This is a genomic window from Nocardia sp. NPDC006982 (genome assembly GCF_042869435.1).
Classification (GTDB): domain Bacteria; phylum Actinomycetota; class Actinomycetes; order Mycobacteriales; family Mycobacteriaceae; genus Nocardia.
Window position 1 is genome coordinate 69234 of the sequence record NZ_JBIAFV010000002.1, and the last position, 20347, is coordinate 89580.

Here is a 20347-nt window from a genome sequence, read left to right on the forward strand (position 1 = left end):
ACCGGACAGTCGAGTCCTTGTGCCTACGGCGCATACGCTTCGACCACTCCAACGCGAGACAGGCCGCGAACGGATCGCCCGTAAGACTCGCTCCGTGGTAGTCGCATATGGCGGATCGTTCAGCACATGACGCAAACACACCGGACAGTCGAGTCCTTGTGCCTACGGCGCATACGCTTCGACCACTCCAACGCGAGACAGGCCGCGAACGGATCGCCCGTAAGACTCGCTCCGTCGGGGTTGGGTGAGCGAGCAATCTCGCTGCCGACATTCCGCGTAGCATCTCGGGGAACGCTGTGAGAGAGAGTTAACGGGGAATGCTGGATAGGAACGTGTCGCGGCGGCGGCTGATCGGATTCGGTGCCGCGGCCGCGGCTTTCGTCGCTGGTTGCAGTACCGACAATGGCAGAACGACCACCGCGCAATCGAGAACGACCACCGCCGCGAACGCCGTTGACGTGCAGGCCATTCCGAGATCCCCGTCGCAGCAAGTGCCCGCGGCCAACTCCCCCGCGGCGGTGGCCGCCCGGCACGCGGGTGCGCAGCCGACGCGGTGGGGCATGGAGATGGACGGCATCACAAGCACTTTCGCGGCGACCGGCAAGCAGATGGTGGTCACCTTCGACGCGTGCGGCGGGCCCGGAAATAACGATATCGATGAGACATTGCTGAATCTGCTCATCTCCCAGCAGATTCCGGCCACGCTCTTCCTCAATAAACGCTGGATCGACGCGAATCCCGGTCGCGCCGCGCAATTGGCCGCCAATCCGCTGTTCGAGCTGGCCAATCACGGTGTGGCACACAAGCCGCTCTCGGTGACCGGCCGGGCCGCCTACGAAATCCCGGGCACCGGCTCGCCGCAGGAGGCCGCCGACGAAGTCTGGGCCAATCACGAACGGCTCACCACCCTGCTCGGCAAACCGCCGCGGTTCTTCCGCGCGGGTACCGCGCACTATGACGACGTCGCGGTCGCGATCGTCAACGAATTAGGTGAGCGGCCGGTCGGTTTCAGCATCAATGCCGACTACGGCGCCACCGCGAGCGCGGCGCAGGTGCAGAATGCGATGAAAGCCGCCGCACCCGGTGCGATCTCCCTGGCGCATATGCACCGGCCGAATTCCGGAACGGCCGCAGGCATGACGGCGGCGCTGCCCGCGCTGCGATCGGCAGGGTTCACCTTTGTCCATCTCTGAGCACCGTTGCCGCCCGTAGTCGGGCTCGGCACGCTATCGCGCCGGTGAGCCGCGGGGTGCAATTATTACGGTATGGAGTGCACGCCCCCAGGATCGCGCCAATAACGCGCAACCCCCGGCGGCAAGCCAGTATGGTACCGGTGCTGACCGGTGTCCCGATGTCAGCCGACCGCCTGCCGGTCGCTCGAAAATACAAAGGTGAGACGGATTGCGGCCGTGCACCGGGCATTTCGCCAGCGCGAGATGACCGGATCGGCCCGATCCGAGCGGAAGGCGGTATGTAGGGTGGCGCAGGGAATCTTCGCGCACACTCGATGGCGGAATCTCGAGCAATGGCGAGTCCGCTGGAAAGTCGGCGCGGCCGTTGCGCTTCCGCTGGCCGCGGCCATTCTGCTCGGCGGTCTGCGCCTGACGGTCTTCTTCCGCGATTACTCCGAATACGACAGTGCGGCCGATCGCATCTCCGATATTCCGGCGATCACCGCACTCGAATCGGCGGCCTCGACCGTCGCCGGCGGGCAGGTCTACGGCACCACCACCGACCAGGACCTGGTCGAATTGTCAACGGCTATTACCGATGCCACGTTGCGCGCGAAACGCAAAGGCATCGACGCGACGGTCGCCAGGGCGCTGAAGCAGATGACCGCGACCAGCGAGGTCATCCGCTCGGGCGGTAAGGGTGGCAGCGATCCGATGAAGGCCATCGAGCTCAACAACGCGATCGTCGTCGATGCCGTCGGCACCGTGGACAAATTGCTCACCCCGATCGGCGTCGGCTCGGTCGTGGCCGCGAAGGCGCAGCTCTCCGATGTGCTCGTCGGCAAGGTCGAGGGCTTCAACTGGCTGATGGCGGCCATGACGGCGATCCAACAGCCGACCCAGGCCGAGAATTTCCATATTGCGCAGGGACGCATCCTGGCCGCGGCCGATGCGATCGAACGGGTGTTGCCTGCGGCCAAGCCACAACTCGATCAGGTGGTGAGTCCCAATACCGCCGTGCTCAAGGACATGATCGAGGTCGCGATGCGCACGCACGTCGTCGACCTGGTCGAGTTGCGGCGGCTGGCCCTCGAATCCCGCGATGTCTTCACCGGATTGACGCGCGAGATCGTGCAAGGCGTCATCCGCGATGTCGACGACAAGGTCGCCGAGGCCCGATCCGCGGCCGTGCAGGCCTCCCTGGTGGTGCTCGGGACCGTGATCGCGGCGCTCGCACTCGCGCTGTGGGTCGCCCACTCGCTGCTACAGCCGCTACGCAGGCTGCGCGCGGGTGCCAGCGAACTCGCCGAGATCGAACTCCCGAGCGAGGTCGAACGGATCATGCGCGGCGCCCAGCTCGAGGACATCGAGGTGAAACCGGTGCCGGTGCATACCGGTGAGGAGATCGGCGAAATCGCCCGCACCGTCGACGGTTTGCACACCCAGGCACTCAAACTCGCCGCACAGCAGCAACTGCTGCGCGATCAGGTCAACGACATGTTCGAGACCATGGCGCGGCGCAGCCAGACGCTGGTGGATCGCCAGCTCAGCATGATCGAGGCGCTCGAATTCGAGGAGAAGGATCCCGATCGGCTCGGCCAGCTCTTCCGGCTCGACCACCTGGCCGCGCGCATGCGGCGCAACAGCGCGAATCTGCTGGTGCTGGCCGGAACGCGGTCGCGCCACGATCGGTCCGGACCGGTCGAGGTGCGCGATATCCTGCGCGCCGCGGTCTCCGAGGTCGAGGACTATCAGCGGGTCAAATCCGGTGCCACACCGGACGGTTGGGTCGCGGGCATCGCGGCCACCGATGTGGTGCATCTGATCGCGGAGATGCTGGAGAACGCGCTGCGTGCCTCACCGCCCGACAGCGATGTCACCTTCGCCTACAGCCGGACCTCCGAGGGCGGGCTGCTCATCGAGGTCATCGACGAGGGCATCGGCATCACGGCGAGCGAACTGAACGAGATCAACGAGCGGTTGGCGACGCCGACCGTGGTCACCGTCGCGACGACCCGGCAGATGGGCATGTTCGTGGTCGGCAAACTCGCCGAGCGGCACGGCATCACGGTTCGACTGCGCCGGACCCACGACCGCGCGCTCAGCCCAGGAATCACCGCGAGCCTGCACATTCCGCCCGCGCTGATCGAGGTGCCGTCGCAGGATGCGGAGGATCCGTCGACGCTCAAGCCGGTGATTCCGGTGCATCGGGACACGCTCGGCACCAAGGCGACCGCCGAGGCGGGCGCGGGTGTTGCCGAACCAGCGGCCAAGGCGGTCACACCTGTTGCCAAGGCCGAACCGCCGGCACGTCGGATCGGTGCGCCGCCGTCGGCCGCACCCAAGCCGGCCGAACCTGCGGCGGATGCGCCCGCGGCACCGCCGGTGATCACCAGTTATGGTCTGCCGAAACGGGTTCCGGGAGTCAACCGCAAGGGTCGGCGCAAAGCGGGTGGGGCTGCTGCGAAGCCGTCGAGCACCACCGCGGCGGCCGGCGCGGCACCGCGGTCCGCTAGCGTGGCCGATTCGGGTCCCCCGACCGGGCCGCAGGAGCGGGTGGCGAAGACGACCTCGTTCTTCCAATCCGAAGAGGGGGATTCGGCGGAGACCGCCGAATCCGCTTCGAACGGGTCTGCTTCGAATGGATCGACGCAGCCCACCGAAGGGGAAGCGGCAACGCCGATCTTCGCAGGCATGATGTCGGCGTGGTTGGCGGATCCGACTACGGGGGAGCTACCGGTTTTGACGAATTGGCATTCGGCGGCGGATGAAGGCTGGTCTGCGGCAGAGCGGGCAGCGGATCCGACAATCACGGAAAGGACAACGTCCGGGCTACCGAAACGAGATCCAGGGAATCAGTTGGTGCCGGGTGGGGCCGAATCGGGGTCGGCGGCAACGGAATCTGCGGCGAGCACGCGCCGCGACCCGGAAACGATCCGCACAGGATTGAACCGGTATCAGCGGGGGGTACGTGACGGAAGAGCCACTGGTAAGTTGAAACCCCTTGCAGCCGAGGATGTTCGATGACCGCACCTGAACAAGCACCACCCGAGACCGCGTCCCGCGCGGTCTCGGCGAAAATCGTGATAGCCGGCGAGATGGGGGTCGGCAAAACTACGCTGGTCGGCGCGGTTTCGGATATCGTTCCGCTGAAAACCGAAGCGCTGATGACCGATCTGAGCTCCGAAGTCGACGACACCTCGGGGGTCCCGGACAAGACGACCACCACGGTCGCCATGGATTTCGGTCGGATCACCCTGTCCGACGATCTTGTGCTGTACCTGTTCGGCACGCCCGGGCAGCACCGGTTCTGGTTCATGTGGGACGACCTCAGCCTCGGCGCGATCGGCGCGATCCTGCTGGTCGACACCCGTCGAGTGGACGAAAGTTTCGCTGCGGTCGACTATTTCGAAGAACTCGGACTACCGTTCCTGGTCGCGGTCAACGAATTCGAAGGCGCCCCCAAGTTTCCCGAGGAAGCCATCCGCGATGCCCTCTCGCTATCCGCCGATGTTCCGGTGATGATGATCGACGCCAGGGACCGGGAATCGGCCAAGACCGCGCTCATCGCACTGACCGGACATGCGCTGGCGCGGGTGAAAGCCAAGAGTTAGCGAAACGGCGGCTCGAATACCGAGCCGCCGCCCTAATCCTCATCGAGGGAGGCAAGCCAGTCGACCGCGACGGATTCGCCGCGGTCCACGGTGAAGAAGGCGACCTCCAGATGTTGGCCCAGATCGACGAGGCCGATCGCGCCCAGCGGTACCGGTTGGATCAGGCGCACGCGCCACGGTTTCGCCTCGTCCCAAGCGCGCAGTTCGAGGTCCAAGCGCAGCACCGGGTCGTCGCGACCGGCGTAGTCGGCGGCGACCGGCGCGGCGGCAAGCACAGTGGCATCGGCGCGGCGGCCGTCGGAGAGGATCTTCGAAATGCTCGCCCGGCCGGTCTCGGCGATATCGGGCACGTAGAGCACCAGTCGGTCGCGATCGCCCGGATCGACCCGGCAGCCGACCACATCACCGGGTTGCATCCACTCCAGGTCGTCCTCGCGCATCCGCTGCCGCACCCGGGTTTCGTAGGGCAGCGCGCCTTCCGCCTGCACTCGAATCCAGAAAACGTGTCCGGGTTCACTGCGCCGCGGCCGCACACCGAGGATCGTCGCCGATCCGATCGCGCCGTGCATGAGCAACTCGCGCCGCTGCGCATCCGATAGCGCGCCCGTGCGCAATCCGAAGTTCCGCGGCCCCCTGCTGCGCTCTCGCCACCCCGTGCTAGCCGACGCAAGGTTCATGGGCGATAACGTTAGCCGGAGTGTGGTCAGAGTCACAGCATAACCACCGTCTACCCTGATGGCCATGACCGCTGAGTTCCCGATCATTCCCGACGATCTCAAGCCCGCCGACGGACGGTTCGGCTGTGGCCCCTCCAAGGTGCGCCCGGAGCAGTTGCAGTCTCTGGTATCCGTCGGCGCCTCGGTGTTCGGAACCAGTCACCGGCAGAAGCCGGTCAAGGATGTGGTCGCACGCGTGCGCAGCGGCCTGCGTGAGCTCTTCGCGCTGCCCGACGGCTACGAGGTGGTGCTGGGCAACGGTGGCACCACGGCGTTCTGGGATGCCGCCGCATTCGGTCTGATCCGCGAGCGCTCGCTGCACCTGACCAACGGTGAGTTCAGCTCGAAGTTCGCCGCGGTGGCCAAGGGCAACCCGTTCATCGGCGATCCGATCGTGGTCTCGGCGGAGCCGGGCAGTGCGCCCGAGCCGGTTTCGGACCCGTCGGCCGACCTCATCGGCTGGGCGCACAACGAAACCTCCACCGGTGTTTCGATCCCGGTGCAGCGTCCGGCGGGTTCGGAGAACGCGCTGATCGCCATCGACGCCACCTCCGGCGCAGGCGGTCTGCCGGTCAACATCGCCGATGCCGATGTCTACTACTTCGCACCGCAGAAGTGCTTCGCCTCCGACGGCGGCCTGTGGGTCGCCCTGATGAGCCCGGCCGCGCTGGCCCGGGTCGAGGAGATCAAGGCTTCGGGTCGCTGGACCCCGGAATTCCTTTCGCTGCCGATCGCGATCGACAACAGCACCAAGGATCAGACCTACAACACCCCCGCACTCGGCACCCTGCTGCTGTTCGCCGACCAGATCGAGTGGATCAACGGCAACGGCGGGCTGGACTGGGCGGTCAAGCGGACGTTGGATTCGTCGTCGCGGCTGTACTCCTGGGCCGAGTCGAGCTCCTTCGCCACCCCGTACGTCGCGGATCCGGCGCACCGCTCACAGGTCGTCGGCACCATCGACTTCGCCGACTCGGTCGATGCGGCCGCCGTCGCCAAGGTGCTGCGCGCCAACGGAATCGTGGACACCGAGCCCTACCGCAAGCTCGGCCGCAACCAGCTGCGCGTCGGCATGTTCCCCGCCATCGACCCCGAGGATGTTTCGCAGCTGACGCGTAGCATCGACTGGGTTGTCGAAAAGCTGGGGTAAATCGAGCACGGTCATTGCGACACGCCCACTTTCGACACGCCGCATCTTGTAGCGCAGCGAGTTGAATAGAGCAGATTAGCGGGGCGCGGAGGGTCTTTCGCAGATTTCCGCCCCGCGTGTCTTGCCTCGAGATCATCAGTAGTGCACTACTGTTTCGGAAAGTGGGCGGTGTCGCGAGCCGACGCGATAAGGAGGTAACGGTGCGTGAACTTCGAGTGATCGGGGTGACGCCCGACTCCACGCACATCGTGTGCATCGACACCGAGACCGGCACCAAGTACCGGCTGCCCGCCGACGACAAGCTTCGAGCCGCAGCACGCGGAGACCTTGCCCGATTCGGCCAGATTGAGATCGAGATGGAAGCAACTATGCGTCCCCGCGATATTCAAGCTCGTATCCGTGCCGGGGCATCCGTTGAACAGGTCACCGAAGAATCCGGTATGCCGCTGAGTCGCGTGGAGCGGTTCGCCTATCCGGTGCTGCTGGAGCGGGCCCGCGCCGCCGAACTCGCGCAGAAGGCGCATCCGGTGCGCGCCGACGGTCCGGCCGTGGAAATCCTCATCGATATCGTCACCGCCGCGTTCACCGAGCGCGGGCACACACTCGAGAATGCCGAGTGGGATGCCTGGAAGGACGAAAAGGGCTTCTGGGTCGCGCAATTGCAGTGGCAGAACGGCCGTTCCGAGATCGCCGCGCATTGGCGCTACCAGCCCGACGCGCACGGCGGCTCGGTTTCCCCGCTCGACGATCCGGCCTCGGATCTGATCGATCCCGACTTCGGCCGTGCCCTCCGCGGACTCGCCACCATCCTGCCGCCGCAGGCGGAGATCGAGGCGCCGGCGGCGCCCGAACCGCCGGTAGAGACCCGGCCGGTGGAACCTCGTCCGGCCGAGGCGCGTCCGGCGCGCGAGGCCGCGGCGGCACCGGCGCGTCCGGCGGCCCGGACCCAGCCGACTTTGGACGAGTACTACGAGCAGCGTTCCGTCGCGGCCGGCGGTAGCAGTACGCCGGTCAGCGCGGGTGGTGCGGCAGCCGCGATTCCGGCCGCCGCGAGCACGAATGCCATTCCGGCCGCGAGCGGTTCCGCTTCGGTCACCGCCGGGACGAATACGGCCCCGGCCGCCGGTGATGCCCCGGCTGGTGCGGGCACCGCCCCGGCTGCGCCCACTGCTGCCCCGGCCAAGGCCTCGAAGCCTGCCCCCAAGCCCGCTGCTTCCGAGGAAGCGGCGAAGAAGGCGCCCGCAAAGGCAGCTCGGAACAAGCGGGGGAAGGCGCCGATGCCGTCCTGGGAGGATGTGTTGCTCGGGGTGCGTAGCTCGGGGCACTGAGTTTCGTTCCTGCGTAAGGGTTTCGGGGCGCAGGCATCGGGGCTACGGAGAGCGATGGATTTCTCTCTCGTGCCGGGCAGTCGTGGCTCCGGACGCGCTTTGGACACAGCCTGACTTTCGCCCCAGTTGTGGGCGCGCTTCCAACTCCGATCAAGATCAGGTGGACATGGCGGCGGGGACTTCTCGGGCGATGCCGCCATAGTTTCCACCTGATCTTGATTCTCAGCGCTGTTTGCTGCGAATTTCTGAGGGCTGCTGGCGTGTTCGAATGCGGAAGGGCCGACGTTGGCGCGGCAGTGCGGGTAGATTTTCGGTGTGTCGTCGACTTGATAAGTCGACGTCGGGCGGTTCACGGTAGCGGGAGTTGCTAGAGGACGCCGTGGGTTGCTAAAAGTTTGCGGAGCTGTTTGGTGCAACCATCGGGAGGTGCCGGAAATGCTGTCCAAGGCTTCGTCTCTCTGGTACGTCGACGCACAGGATCCGTTGGCGGTACTCCGCGCGAACCACGATCCGGACCCCGACGCCGCGCTCGCGCTGGCGAAACAGCTGCACACGGACCGTGATGTCAGGCCGATCATGGTCGGCACGCTGGGTGGTTGCGCCGGACCGGATGCCGACGAGGTGTACATCGGCTGCTATCCCGGGGTCACGGTGGTGTGCTCGGCACAGGCCGCGCGTGCGCATCCGACGGCGTTGGCGGAGTTGCTGGTTCGCCCGCTCGCCTCGGAGCACACCTATCTGATCTCGTTCGACGCGCATCACGGCTGGGGCGCGTTCGCGCACTGGGAGCGTGGCGAATTCCGGCGCTCGTTCAGCTCGACGCGGGTGAACATCCTGGAGGACGAGGGCCTCCCGCTGGTGTGGGAGCGTTCGTATTGGGCCGGTGATCATCCAGTGCGGTGGCAGGCCGGGGAACTGCCCGACCCGCAGACCCTCCCCTTCGACCCACCCGATTTCGCCGACGCCGCCAATAACGAATGGCTCGGCTTCCACTACCGCGCCCCAGCCCCCCAAGGCGCACTGGTGCCAGGCGATATCGCGGTCTGCGGATTCACCCTCTACCCGAAGGGCCAGGCCCCCGACCCCGCCGACCTGATCCGACTGGAGCAGCACAACGGCGACACGAAACCGAGACGAGGTCTGCTCGACTGGCTGCGCGGCAAGGACCGCGTCTCGTGAGCGAACATCAGGAGCCCAGCGCCGGCGAGGCCGAGTCGTGAGCGGGTCTGACGAGGTCTGCTAACCCGACAAGCCGCCGATGATCAGGACCAGCCAGCCGAGCAACACACCGGCGGTGCCGCCACCGATGACCCACCGGGTCACCGGTGCCAGGCGCCAGCGCCAGGCGGTGGGTGCGGCGCCGCCGACCGCCACCAGGTTGACCAGGATCGCGAGCAGCGGATGGACCTCCGCCAAGGCCGAGCCGAATGCGTACACCGCGACGGCCGTCAGCAGTGCGACCATGGTCGCGACGGTGAGCCCGGCGGCCCACGGGGTCGGATCCTGGTACGGCTGGTATGGCCGGTACGCCCCGTTCGGGAAGTAACTCACGACGTCCTCACCCGTTCATAGAACGCCATGGCGGCCGCGGTCGCCACATTGAGGGAATCGGTGCCGGATGACATCGGGATGCGGGCTCGAATATCGGTGGCCCGCATGGCTTCCTCGGTCAATCCGGGTCCCTCCGCGCCGAGCAGCAGCGCCACCCGCTCCCCCGTCATCGCCGTCGCCAAATTCACCGCAGCCGGGTTCGGGGTGAGCGCGATGATCTGGAATCCGTTGCTCCGCAACACATCCAGCCCCTCCGGCCACTTCGGTAGTTGCGCGAACGGCACGCGCAGCACATGCCCCATCGACACCCGCACCGCACGCCGATACAGCGGATCGGCGCACCGATCGCCGAACAGAATCGCCTCGACGCCCAGTCCGGCGGCATTGCGGAACATCGAGCCGAGATTCTCGTGATCGTTCACACCCTCCAACACCGCGACCGTCCGTGCCCGCTCGATGACGTCGTCCACGGTCAACTCCGCGGGCCTGCGCGCCACCGCGAGCACTCCGCGATTGAGATGGAACCCGACCACCTCTGCCATCACCTCGGCACTCGCCTGGTAATATGGCACATCGATTCGCGCCAGATCCTGGGCGAGTTCCACGTGCCGCTTCTCCACCCCGAGCAGCGCACTCGGCCGAAACCGCGAATCCAACATCCGCTGGACGACCACCACCCCCTCCGCGATCACCAACCCCTTGCGGCCCGGCAGATCCGGCCGCCGATCCGCCGACTTCAGATCGCGAAAGTCATCGACCCGCGGATCAGCGGGATCGTCGATATCGATCACATCAGCCACCGCTACATCCTGCCGTTTGCCGACAGCTCCACGAACACCGGTGCCGCAGACCTTTGCGCTCCGCCGTCGGCGAGTCGCACGGCAAGTCGGTATGCGAAGTATTCGGAGCTTCTGTGGGAACTCCGAGAGGGCGGTAATTCGGGTGCGGGCGGGTCGGGGAGCATGCGATCGTCGAGGGATGACGCTGATACCCGGCATCACCATTCGGTCGGCCACCGAGGATGACGTGGCGGCCATTCAGTTGCTCGGCGACACCTCGTTCGGGATGCGCGGCGATCCGGCGCATGCGCAATTGCGGGCGCAACTCTGGCCGACTGAGGAGGCGATCCTCGCCATCGATGACGGTCGCGTCGTCGGACATGCCAGGTCGACGCGGATGACGCTGACGGTGCCCGGCGAACGCACCGTCGAGGCCTGCGGAATCGCCGGGGTCGGAGTCTCGCCGACGCACCGACGGCGCGGGATTCTGCGGGCCATCTACACCGAGCAGCATCGACGCACCGAGGCGGACGGGCTCGCATTGACCATCTTCACCGCGAGTCAGGGCGCCATCTACGGTCGGTTCGGGTACGGGCCGTCGATTCGGGAGAACGCGGTCTCGATCGATCGGCGCTTCGTCGAGTTCCTGCCGTCCACACCCGATCCGGGCGGCGTGGTGCTCAGCACCCTGGCCGACGCGGGCGCGCCGATGCGCGCGATCTACGACCGGTGGCGGCGGCTGGTGCCTGGTGCGCAGGCGCGTCCTGAGGCGCGCTGGCGAATGGAGCTCGACGATCCGCCGGCGTTCCGCAACGGCGGCACCGACCTTTTCGCATTCCTGCACCCGGACGGGTATGCGCTGTACCGCTATCACCGCCGCGAACACGGGATGGTCGCGGTGGTCGAGGACATGCGCGCGGTGACCCCGGAAGCCGATATCGCGCTGTGGCGGGCGCTATTCGGATTGGAGCTGTGCAGCCACGTCGAGGCGTCGATCACCGACAACGATCCGCTCCCGTATCTGCTCACCGATCTCCGGCTCGTGCGCACGAAGGCGCGCTACGACACACTGTGGTTGCGTCTCATGGATGTTCCCGCCGCCCTGACCGCTCGCTCATACCTCCACGATCTCGATATCGTTCTCGCAGTACAGGATCCGTTCCGCAATGCAGGCGGCACCTTCGCGCTCACGGTGCGCGACGGCATCGCCGAATGCACACCCACCACCCGTCCACCCGACTTCGAACTCGGCATCGACGTCCTGGCCTCCATGTACCTGGGCGCCTACCCGGCCCGCGTCTTCGCAGCCGCCAACCGCCTGCAAGCCAAGGACGCCGTGCAGCTACACGCCCTCGACGAGGCATTCGGGGCGGAACGAGACGCAGTGCTCGGCTGGTTCTTCTGAGCTGGGCTGTCGCTGCTGGGTCAGCTCGGCCCCCGGATCGGGTTGGCCGGCCGGCCGGTCCGCTCCCGCAGAGCTGGGTCGTCTCTGCGGGCCAGCCCGGTTCAGCCGAATTGGGCTGGTCCCGCCAGTTGGTCTGCTCTTGCGTAGCTGGGTCGTTCCTGCCGCACGCCGGGTTCTCCAGGCGAGTTGAATGGGTGAGCCGACCAGCCGCAGTTTCGGGGATTTTCTGAGAGCCTGGCTGCCTCGAGGCCTGCGTTTGCCGAACTGAGCAATTCTGAGCGGCCGAATCCGCTGATGACCGCCGTTCTGCGCCGAGGCGGCCGGTCAGGTCGCTGGTTTCGCTGATCGGGGATATCCCTGAGCCGACCTCGTACTCCGGAGTGATGTCCGGAGGCGAGGTGGGCTGGCATGCTGGATTCATGAAGCCGATTCAGCTGGTGCTCAATATCCTGTGGCTCGTAATCGTGGGGTTCTGGATGGCGCTCGGCTACATTGTCGCGGGCATCATCTGCTGCGTTCTGATCATCACGATCCCCTGGGGTATCGCTTCGTTCCGGATCGCGACCTATGTGCTCTGGCCGTTCGGACGCACCACGGTCGAAAAACCTTCCGCGGGTGTCGGTTCGATGATCGGCAACATCATCTGGTTCATCGTCGCCGGTTGGTGGCTGGCGCTCGGCCACCTGCTCACCAGCATCCCCCTGTTCATCTCGATCATCGGCATCCCCTTCGGCTGGGCGAACCTCAAGCTGATCCCGATCTCGCTGTTCCCCCTCGGCCGCGAAATCGTGGACAGCGACCAGCCATTCGGCGCCCAATACACCCGCGGTGGTTACGTACCTCGCTAGCAACCAGGGTCCAGGATGGGTTCGGTTACTCCGAGTCGTCGACGAGTTGCTTCATGATGCCGACGGCGCGCGTCAGCACGACCAGTTGTTCGTCGGTGAGGGTGGAGAGCTGTTCGGTCATCCAGGCCTCGCGGGCACTGGTTTCGTCGGCGATCAGTGCGCGACCCGCATCCGAGAGCGACACGATGATCTGGCGGCCATCGGTCGGATGCGGCTTGCGCTCCACCAGTCCCAGATCGGAGAGCGAGGCGATCACACGCGTCATCGAAGGCGGCTGTACGCGCTCCTTGGCGGCCAACGCGCCCGGCGTCATCGCCCCTTCTCGATGCAGGGTGGCGAGTGCGGAGAGCTGCGTCAGCGAAATCTGCGCGTCGGCGCGCCGCCCCCGCAGATGTCGCGTCAAGCGCACCACCGCGAGCGACAGCTCGCCGGCGAGAGCTCGAACATCCGATGGCGTTGTCACAGAGCAGAACGATACGGGACACGCTGGCCGGTGACCGCCTCTTCCCGCAGCTACGCTGTGACTGTGCCCCAGAATGTCCCGCAGATCCCGCCGCGCTTCACCGATCCACGGCCGGTCCTCGCGGTCGGCAGCGCCCTCTGGCTGATCGCCACCGTCGTCGTGTGGACCAGCGACCGCTGGGAATCCGCCCGCCCGGTGTGTCTGATGGGCATGGCCGTCGGCCTGCTCGGCTACACGATCTTCGCGATCCAGCGCCGGGGCGCCCGCCGCGGCGACAAAGGCGCGCAAACCGGACTTTGACCGCCGGCCTCAGCTCACTTCGAACTCGTTGGTGATACCGGTGAAGGGGTGCAGGGTGCCGTCGGGGCTAAGACTGTCGGCGAAGTGTTGCATGCGGTAGGTGCCGGGGGTGGCGTCCGTCGGGATGTCCCAGGTGAAGCGAGCTACGGATGCGGCCGGTCCACGCTTGCTCCAGTAGAAGCGGACGGCCCATTCGCCCTCGTTGGCGACGCGGACCCAGTCGCCGGATGCATTGCGGCATTGCACTTCCAGGAAGGTGCCGTTGCGACGGGGGTTGTGTTTCGGGTGGGCGGAGACGAATTCGGCGGCGGCCTGGGTACCGGACGCGTACGAGGCGGCGGGCTGGGTCAGGACATCGCCGAATCCACGACCCGACGGTGTGGTGTCCGGGCCGGGTGCGGGTTGGAAGTTCGGCTGCATATTGGATATGTCGCGCGGCGCAGGTCCGCGCGAGACCTGCTGCCGGGCGGCGAAAGCCGTTGCCAGACGGGTGAACTCCTGCTGATAGGCGGGCAATGTGTACCGGCCGAAGAGGGTTGAGCCGCCCTCGTACTGCTGGGAGTCGTATTCCTCGGGAGTGGTGACGTATTCGTGGTACGCGTTCGCGTAGCCCTGCATCAGCACCTGCTCCAGCGGAACGCCGAGCGCGGCGGCAACAGCGCGGCGGATGCGCAGTCCGGCGACAATGGTGAATTCCGCACCGCCGCAGGCCAAGTAGAGCTCACCGATCCGAACAATCTGGATGGGCACCACATTCGGCACCCACGGCACCGGCGGCAACAGCCCGAGCGGCACGATGATCGCCTTGGGCGCCTGCGCATCTGCCAGCCAAGACGGTGCGGGCTGGCGCGGATCGCCGAGCGCATCGATGAACGGATTGCGCACACCCTCGGGGATCGGAATGCCGGGCAGGCCTGGACCATCCTCGACGCTGCCCGCGATGAGCGAGACGCCTGCGGCGGCGGGCGCGGTGTGGCGCGGTTGGCCGTCGGGTGTGAATCTGCCGTCGACGGCGGTATCGGCCAGGTCGATATAACAGAGCATCGAATCGACCGTACCGCTGATGAACTGTGCGCCCGACAATGCGGTTTTCGACGCGCGGTACTGACGCTCGCCGATAATGCGGGTGTTGTCGAACTCGTTCTCGGTCGGTCCCGAGCCGGGCTGCAGATCGAGATTCGGGGACATATCCCCCGCGTTGGTCTGCGCGAACGCGGCGACGAAATCGGCCGGGCCGTCGAGATAGCGAACGCCGTGCTCGGTGTGTTCATACGAGAACGAGGCGTAACCCTTGTTATCCGCGCTGATCAGTCGGTTCTGGTTGGTCATCGACGTGTTGTGCGTGGCGAACCAGGTGATTGCGCCGACTTGTTTGCCGCCCTTGACGAATGACAGTGCGGTGACCGCAGGGTCGATGGCATTCGGGAAGTGCTGTTTATCCACATCCGGATTGCGTTCGAAGGCAACTCGTGATCGGTTGACGCTCGCGTCGTGCAGTTCGGCGCGACCCAGCGAAAGCGTGCCCGGCCCGAGATCGGCGTGGGCGGCGGCGATCGCCTCCACAATGCCGTTCACCTCGGCGTCGTATACCTGCTGTTGAAAACCCAGAATCGACAGGTTGTACGCGTAATCGTTGCTGGAGCCGCCACAGGTCGCATGTGAATGCGTCGAGGTGAGCGCGACGTTCTGTTCGGTGTACAGATCACCGAAGCGGCGGGCGAGTTCGAGCATGACGCCGCGATGCACGGACTGGAAAATCATGCCGTTCTCCGCTACTGCGAACACGATTCGACGCGCACCACTATCGATGATGAATGCGCGAGCGCGCGGGCGCAGATGGATGCCCGCCGTCTGCTGCTCGAACTGTGAATAGCCCATCATTCCGCATTCGGCGGCCGGGCCGGTGATATCGGAAAGTCCGAGTCCGATGAGGTAGCCGGCCGATTCGGGAGCCGCGGCGGCCGGTGCGCCGAGCGCCGAAGTCACACCTGACACCGTGGCCGCAGTCGCGAGCGCGGCGGACCCCGCCGCGGTTCGGGCCAGCACCGTTCTGCGTGACACCGGCATACGCGTCTCCCTTCGATCCCGTGCTGAAGCGAACCACACAACTGGACAATCGTCCAGTCGAGATTTTCGGCCCTGCGAATTGACTGTGGCGGAGTTGCGGACTTAACTCCCTTGGGTGTCCTCCCGATTGAGCGTCGAAGAACGACGGGCCCACCTTATCGAGGCAGCCATCGGCCTTGCCGAGAAAAAGGGCGTCGCGGGCGTGACCACGCGCGATGTCGCTCAGGCAGCTGGTGTTTCGCTCGGTGTGGTGCATTACTGTTTCGAAAACAAGGACGCGCTGATGACCGAGCTGGTCAAGGCGTTGTCGATGGAATTACGCGATTCCGTCGACGCCAACGAAACAGTTTGGCAAGACGTCGGAAGTGGAAAAGAAGCGCTTCAAAAATTGGTGCGCGCCGGACTCGAACTGATGTGGCTCAACATTGAAGCAACACCGGAACGACAACTGCTCACATACGAAACCACGACATATGCGCTACGCGAAGGGGAATCGACTCCCGCGAAACTCGCGATAGCGCGCGAACAGTACGCATTCAACGACACCACGGTCGCCGACATCCTCGACCATGCCCGCGATGCCACCGGTTGCCGGTGGTCCGTGCCGGTGCCGACGCTGAGCCGCTTCACCTTGAATGTGATCGACGGTGTCGTGCTGCGCTGGTTGGTCGACAACGACAGCGAAAGTGTGCGCGGGCAACTGGATCTGCTCAGCGAGATGGTTGCGAACTACGCGGTGTAATTCGGCTGGGTAGCTATGTAGCTGCAGTCAGGCGGGGTGGTGCGGGGTTCGGATGTGGGTGGTAGTGCCGTCGCGCCACCAGGGGACAGAGACGGTGGCTTCCATGGCACCGCGCAGGCGGATCTGGAGATCGCCGTGGAGCACCAGGTCGCCTTGCTCATCGGGCAGGATGAACAGTTGGCGGAGAACGATTCCCAGTGGTTCGGCGGACCAGGTGGTGTGGCGGCCCTGGCTCATCACCTCGGCGGTGATCACATCGGAGACCATGGGGAGATCGAGCAAGGTCGCGAGGGCCGGTGCCGTGGCGGTATCGCCTACTACCAGGTGATCCGCGGCAACGGCGAGGCCGAACCACGGCTGGTCGAGGACCCAGGCATCGTTGGGGTCGACGACTGCCGAAGACAGGGCGCGCACGCGCTCGGGGAGCTCGAGTTCGGTCAGGTCGAGGTGATCCACGGCGGCGGCGAGGCGGGCGTGCGTTCGGGAAACCACATCGGGTGTAGGGGTTTTCGACGGGTCGGCGAGGGCATCCAGTAGTGCGTCGGCCAGTTCTTGGGTGATGGCATTCGGGTTCGCCAGGACTGCACGTAAGGCATCAGAGTCCAGGCCGGAAAGTTCGAATTCGGGGAGTAGGCCGGCGAATTCGGCGTCGGCGGGGTGACGGAGCAGACCGAGAGGGGTTCCGTCTATGCGCGCATGTCTGCGCAACCACCAAGCCGTGTAGCCGTCGGGATCGGTGAGCAGTTCGCGGGTGCGCGGAGTGGATGCCAACTGCCGCAACGCCTCTGGCCAGCAGGACTCTTCGACGAGGTCCAGGTCGCGGACGGCGGCCAGTTCCGGCGGATCCTCGGGCAGGTCCGACCACCACCGCTCCTCGTCGTCCAGATGGTGATCAGGGCCGGTGGGGTCGGTTTCGACGACAATGCTGAAATCCCAGCCGACGCCCACCGCACGCAGCGCCTCGGCGCCGTAGCGGTCAACCAGATCCGTTGCGACAGTGCCGAACGGCGAATCGGGCACCAGCAATGTGCTCAGCGGGGCGTCGGGGAGCAGCAATTCGTCGGCGGGGAGCAATTCCCCGGTAGTGTCGGGTAATTCGAGGAGGCCGAGCCAAGACGGGAGTTCCGACGGATCCGCATGTGCGGCTAGGCGCAGCACGGCATCGGTGGTGTCGGGATCGCCCGGCTGGTCCTCCAGTTCCGCGCGTAATCCGGGATCGCTCAACAGATCCTCGGCGGTGGCCGAACGTGCGCCGAGTCGCGCGAGGAGTGGATGCACTGCCTCGGGGTGCACCAGACGCGCCCAGTGCACCGGTATGGCGAAATCTAACTGGTCATCCAAAACTGCTGTGCGCGGGCCGGTTACCAGTCGGCCGTCCGCCAGCGGTACCGCGAGCGCGCCGAGTTCTTCAGCGGCCAACGGATCGACAACGTACGGCTCCAACGCCGCGTACAGCGAATGCCACCACTTCGGGGATCGCTCGAGCCCGGCCGAAAGTTCCGCCAGCCGGGCAAGTCCCAGTCTGTGCACATCCAGCACACCCAAGGCCTCGCTATGTGCACGCCCTGACAACTCGGGTATTACCAGTGGTCCGACGATGTCATCGAGCAGGTCGGCCAATTCCCGACTCAGGCCGGTGAATACGCTCGCTCGCGTGGGCACTGCATGTCTTGTCCGGGGCGCGGACAAGCGCGCGTCGCCGGGAAGGTCTGCGGCGGTCCAGTCGTCAGTGCCGGGCGGACCACTGTGCTCGACATCGCTCTCAGCGGCCGTATGCACCGAAAAGGCTTGGCCCGCAACGGTTGATCGCGCACCGGCCGAGGCCGACAGTACGGCGGTTTCGCCGGAGGCTTCCGAGCGGGTCGTGACGACCGGGAGCCAGGGGTGAGTCTGCAGTTCGCGGATCAGGGCCTCGCGCAGAATGCCGTCGACCTCGCTGCGCGCGAAGCCCGGGGTGGGAACCAGGACGAGTCGATCGCGCGGCGGGAGTGCGCGGGCGAAATCGGCATAACCCTGAGCGAATTCGGCAAGGCGAGCACCAGGGAGGACGCGGCGGCGGTCCGGCTGCATCGGTATGTCGGCTATCAGAAGAGCTGGTAGCGACAGCTCCTCGTCGGATCGCGTGGGTGCGCGCAGCACATCATGCGCAGCGGACACCGGCCTGCCATCCCGCAGCGGCAGCAACCAACGCGCCCGGGCAGTCCGGTACTCCCACCAAACCCGCCGCTGCGATCCAGGGCCATCGATGCGCAACTCCCTGAGCCCGAGCCCTGTGGACCGGCCGGTGCTCAGATCTACATCGGTGCCGCCGAATTCGGCGTCGTGGGTGTCGTGCGGCCCGATTAGGTCCGCGTGCCCGTCAGTCGGGTTCGCGTGGCCGTCACCCGGGTTCGCGTCGCCGTCACTCAGGTCCGCGTGGCTGCCGCCCGGGTCCGTGTGGCCGTCACTTGGGTTCGTGTGGCCGCCGCCTGGGTCCGTGTCGCCGCCGCCTGGGTCCGTGTCGCCGTCACCCGGGTCGGCGCCCCCGCGCGCAGGATCCACATGCCCGAGAGTCGGATCCGCATGGCCGCGGATCGGGTCCGCATTACCGCCGCTGAAGTCCACATGCCCGCGACTGGGAGCCGCATAGCCACTGCTCGGGTCGATATGGCCGCGAGTTGGGTTCGCGAGGGTGTCACCGCTGCCGTCTGGCACGCCTTGTCGACTGTGCGGATGCGAAGCGCCGCCGCCGAAAGCCTCGCTGCCGTGTGCGGGGTGGGGATCTTCGTGCTCGCGCTGGTGCGGACCTTCAGTGGGCAGATCGGTGACCGTGCTGGTGATCTCGTCGTCGCCGATTCGGATGCTCTGTAGGGCGGGCAGTTCCAGGAGGAGGTCGACGGCTTCGGCGCGCATTGCATCGAGTAGGGATTGGGGGTCGATGCCGGGGTACAGGCGCAGGACGATCTCGGTCTCTGCGTCGGGTGGCGGAGTGGCGTCGGTCGGCCAGGCCAGGCGGAGGACGGGTGGGGTGAAGGTTTCGACCGGGGCGGGGACGGTGATCGCGTTGTCGCGCAGGGCTTTCCAGGTGAGATCGTGGGAGAACCGTATGGAGCCGGTGGTCGATCGGACCTCGATCTCTTCGCTTACCGTGCGTACGGCGGTGAACCCGACACCGAAGCGGCCGACGCTCGCGGCCGGATCCGCCTTGCCGGAAGCACGCAGCGCGGTCAGCGCGTGCACGCCCGAAAGATCCAGCGGTGCACCGGTATTCGAAATGTGCACGGCGCCGTCGACGAGACGCACCACCACTCGGCCCGCGACACCGGCCTTGACCGCCGCATCCGCGGCATTCTGCGCCAATTCGGTCAGCAGCCGATCCCGGTACCCCGCCCGCACCAGATCCGCCTCGGTCGCCGCATCCTCCCGCAACCGAGTAGGCGAATCACGCCAAGCCGCAAGAACCCCCACCCGCAGCCCCGACGTCCCGAACGGATCCGCCGCCGATACCGCGCTCACCCCTGCAGCGATGACCCGAACTCCGGCCGAGCCGCAGCCCCGGGCCCACTCCCACCCGCACTGTCAGCGGCTTGGTCACCGGCACCGGCGACCCCGCCGTCAGCATCTGTGTGCCCACCGTCAGCGTCCGCTACAGCACCGTCGGCATCGGCCGCCTCGCCACGAACAGCAGAGGCCTCGCCATCGGTTCCGGTAGCCCCGCTATCAGAGTCCGCAGTCGCACTGTCAGCGCCGGTGCCCTCACGCTCAGCACCGGCAGTCTCGCTGCCAGTGTGCGCAACGCCACCGCCGATGTCCGCACTCGTACTGCCAACATCGGCGTCCTCGTCATCAACGCCCGTGGTCGCGCTGCGAGCGTGAGCAGCGCCGCCGTCGACGTCCGCATCCCTATCGACAGAGTCGACAGACGCGCCACCAGCACCCGCAGTCTCACCGACAGCGTGGACAACGCCACCATCGACGTCCGCACTCGCACTGTCTGCGCTGGCCACCTCGTTGTCAGCGCCCGCTGCACCAGCGTCGGCATCGACAGCGCCACGGTCAGCGTCGGCACTCACGCCGTGTGCGTCGGCCGCCTCGCCTCGAACGGAGGAAGCTTCGTCATCTGGAACCTCAGCTTCGCCTACGAAGTCTGCCGCCGCACCGGCCGCCCCTGCACCCGATTCCGGCTGCGGCACAGCACCTTCAATGCCCGGTTCGATCACTGCGGCCCCAGCT

16 protein-coding genes are annotated in these 20347 nt (G+C 66.3%); 10 read left to right on the plus strand and 6 right to left on the minus strand.

All coding sequences use genetic code 11. The features are described from left to right. The first annotated feature begins 317 nt into the window (after positions 1-317). The 3 genes from ACFYOW_RS09330 (at position 318) to ACFYOW_RS09340 (ending at position 4786) form a co-directional block, all read left to right on the plus strand. Positions 318-1193: a polysaccharide deacetylase family protein gene (locus ACFYOW_RS09330; protein ID WP_387286217.1), complete on the plus strand. Its 876-nt coding sequence runs from the start codon at positions 318-320 to the stop codon at positions 1191-1193. A gap of 285 nt (positions 1194-1478) precedes the next feature. After that, the gene (locus ACFYOW_RS09335; protein WP_387286219.1) at positions 1479-4199 is read left to right on the plus strand and encodes a sensor histidine kinase; all 2721 of its coding nucleotides are present in this window, start codon (positions 1479-1481) and stop codon (positions 4197-4199) included. Further along, the gene (locus ACFYOW_RS09340) at positions 4196-4786 is read left to right on the plus strand and encodes an ATP/GTP-binding protein (RefSeq protein ID WP_387286221.1); all 591 of its coding nucleotides are present in this window, start codon (positions 4196-4198) and stop codon (positions 4784-4786) included. Before ACFYOW_RS09335 ends, ACFYOW_RS09340 begins: the two co-directional genes overlap by 4 nt. Positions 4787-4818: 32 nt before the next feature. Here the strand turns inward: ACFYOW_RS09340 and ACFYOW_RS09345 are convergent, their stop codons facing one another. After that, the gene (locus ACFYOW_RS09345; protein ID WP_387286223.1) at positions 4819-5463 is read right to left on the minus strand and encodes a hypothetical protein; all 645 of its coding nucleotides are present in this window, start codon (positions 5461-5463) and stop codon (positions 4819-4821) included. Between the two features lie 64 nt (positions 5464-5527). Between ACFYOW_RS09345 and serC the strand changes: the two genes are divergently transcribed. The 3 genes from serC to ACFYOW_RS09360 all read left to right on the plus strand — a co-directional run bounded on the left by serC (position 5528) and on the right by ACFYOW_RS09360 (position 9159). Further along, positions 5528-6652, plus strand: a complete 1125-nt coding sequence (gene serC / locus ACFYOW_RS09350) for a phosphoserine transaminase (RefSeq protein WP_387286225.1) — start codon at positions 5528-5530, stop codon at positions 6650-6652. A 200-nt stretch (positions 6653-6852) separates the two neighbouring features. Beyond that, on the plus strand, positions 6853-7980 hold the full coding sequence (gene sepH / locus ACFYOW_RS09355; protein WP_387286227.1) for a septation protein SepH: 1128 nt from the start codon (positions 6853-6855) through the stop codon (positions 7978-7980). Positions 7981-8415: 435 nt separating this feature from the next. Next, positions 8416-9159 (plus strand): DUF6928 family protein, encoded by a 744-nt coding sequence (locus ACFYOW_RS09360; protein ID WP_387286229.1) that lies wholly within the window; start codon positions 8416-8418, stop codon positions 9157-9159. Between the two features lie 60 nt (positions 9160-9219). On the opposite strand, the gene ACFYOW_RS09365 is transcribed toward ACFYOW_RS09360, so the two are convergent. Both ACFYOW_RS09365 and ACFYOW_RS09370 read right to left on the minus strand, forming a co-directional pair. Next, positions 9220-9531, minus strand: a complete 312-nt coding sequence (locus ACFYOW_RS09365; protein ID WP_387286230.1) for a DUF2537 domain-containing protein — start codon at positions 9529-9531, stop codon at positions 9220-9222. Beyond that, the gene (locus ACFYOW_RS09370) at positions 9528-10331 is read right to left on the minus strand and encodes a TrmH family RNA methyltransferase (RefSeq protein ID WP_387286232.1); all 804 of its coding nucleotides are present in this window, start codon (positions 10329-10331) and stop codon (positions 9528-9530) included. Before ACFYOW_RS09370 ends, ACFYOW_RS09365 begins: the two co-directional genes overlap by 4 nt. Positions 10332-10509: 178 nt before the next feature. On the opposite strand from ACFYOW_RS09370, the gene ACFYOW_RS09375 reads away from it, so the two are divergent. Both ACFYOW_RS09375 and ACFYOW_RS09380 read left to right on the plus strand, forming a co-directional pair. Further along, positions 10510-11715, plus strand: coding sequence for a GNAT family N-acetyltransferase (locus tag ACFYOW_RS09375; protein WP_387286234.1), 1206 nt, complete (start codon positions 10510-10512; stop codon positions 11713-11715). Between the two features lie 419 nt (positions 11716-12134). Next, positions 12135-12563: a YccF domain-containing protein gene (locus ACFYOW_RS09380; RefSeq protein WP_387286236.1), complete on the plus strand. Its 429-nt coding sequence runs from the start codon at positions 12135-12137 to the stop codon at positions 12561-12563. A gap of 25 nt (positions 12564-12588) precedes the next feature. Here ACFYOW_RS09380 and ACFYOW_RS09385 read toward each other — a convergent pair whose 3' ends face one another. Then, positions 12589-13026: a MarR family winged helix-turn-helix transcriptional regulator gene (locus tag ACFYOW_RS09385; RefSeq protein ID WP_063047673.1), complete on the minus strand. Its 438-nt coding sequence runs from the start codon at positions 13024-13026 to the stop codon at positions 12589-12591. 63 nt (positions 13027-13089) lie between these two features. Between ACFYOW_RS09385 and ACFYOW_RS09390 the strand changes: the two genes are divergently transcribed. Then, the gene (locus ACFYOW_RS09390; RefSeq protein ID WP_245721380.1) at positions 13090-13326 is read left to right on the plus strand and encodes a DUF2530 domain-containing protein; all 237 of its coding nucleotides are present in this window, start codon (positions 13090-13092) and stop codon (positions 13324-13326) included. A 9-nt stretch (positions 13327-13335) separates the two neighbouring features. Here ACFYOW_RS09390 and ACFYOW_RS09395 read toward each other — a convergent pair whose 3' ends face one another. Next, positions 13336-15393 (minus strand): neutral/alkaline ceramidase, encoded by a 2058-nt coding sequence (locus ACFYOW_RS09395; RefSeq protein WP_387286239.1) that lies wholly within the window; start codon positions 15391-15393, stop codon positions 13336-13338. Positions 15394-15520: 127 nt separating this feature from the next. Here ACFYOW_RS09395 and ACFYOW_RS09400 point away from each other — a divergent pair, with 127 nt between their 5' ends. Then, positions 15521-16135 carry a TetR/AcrR family transcriptional regulator gene (locus tag ACFYOW_RS09400; protein WP_387286241.1) on the plus strand — a complete coding sequence of 205 codons (615 nt, stop codon included), beginning with the start codon at positions 15521-15523 and terminating at the stop codon, positions 16133-16135. 27 nt (positions 16136-16162) lie between these two features. On the opposite strand, the gene ACFYOW_RS09405 is transcribed toward ACFYOW_RS09400, so the two are convergent. Further along, positions 16163-19630 (minus strand): sacsin N-terminal ATP-binding-like domain-containing protein, encoded by a 3468-nt coding sequence (locus ACFYOW_RS09405; RefSeq protein WP_387286242.1) that lies wholly within the window; start codon positions 19628-19630, stop codon positions 16163-16165. Positions 19631-20347 lie beyond the last annotated feature (717 nt).

Bases quoted from the DNA above. Each gene is read 5' to 3' on its own strand.
- ACFYOW_RS09330 (WP_387286217.1), top strand. From the start codon at position 318: ATGCTGGATAGGAACGTGTCGCGGCGGCGGCTGATCGGATTCGGTGCC.
- ACFYOW_RS09340 (WP_387286221.1), top strand. From the start codon at position 4,196: ATGACCGCACCTGAACAAGCACCACCCGAGACCGCGTCCCGCGCGGTC.
- ACFYOW_RS09395 (WP_387286239.1), bottom strand. From the start codon at position 15,393: ATGCCGGTGTCACGCAGAACGGTGCTGGCCCGAACCGCGGCGGGGTCC.
- ACFYOW_RS09375 (WP_387286234.1), top strand. From the start codon at position 10,510: ATGACGCTGATACCCGGCATCACCATTCGGTCGGCCACCGAGGATGAC.
- ACFYOW_RS09380 (WP_387286236.1), top strand. From the start codon at position 12,135: ATGAAGCCGATTCAGCTGGTGCTCAATATCCTGTGGCTCGTAATCGTG.
- ACFYOW_RS09345 (WP_387286223.1), bottom strand. From the start codon at position 5,463: ATGAACCTTGCGTCGGCTAGCACGGGGTGGCGAGAGCGCAGCAGGGGG.
- ACFYOW_RS09360 (WP_387286229.1), top strand. From the start codon at position 8,416: ATGCTGTCCAAGGCTTCGTCTCTCTGGTACGTCGACGCACAGGATCCG.
- serC (WP_387286225.1), top strand. From the start codon at position 5,528: ATGACCGCTGAGTTCCCGATCATTCCCGACGATCTCAAGCCCGCCGAC.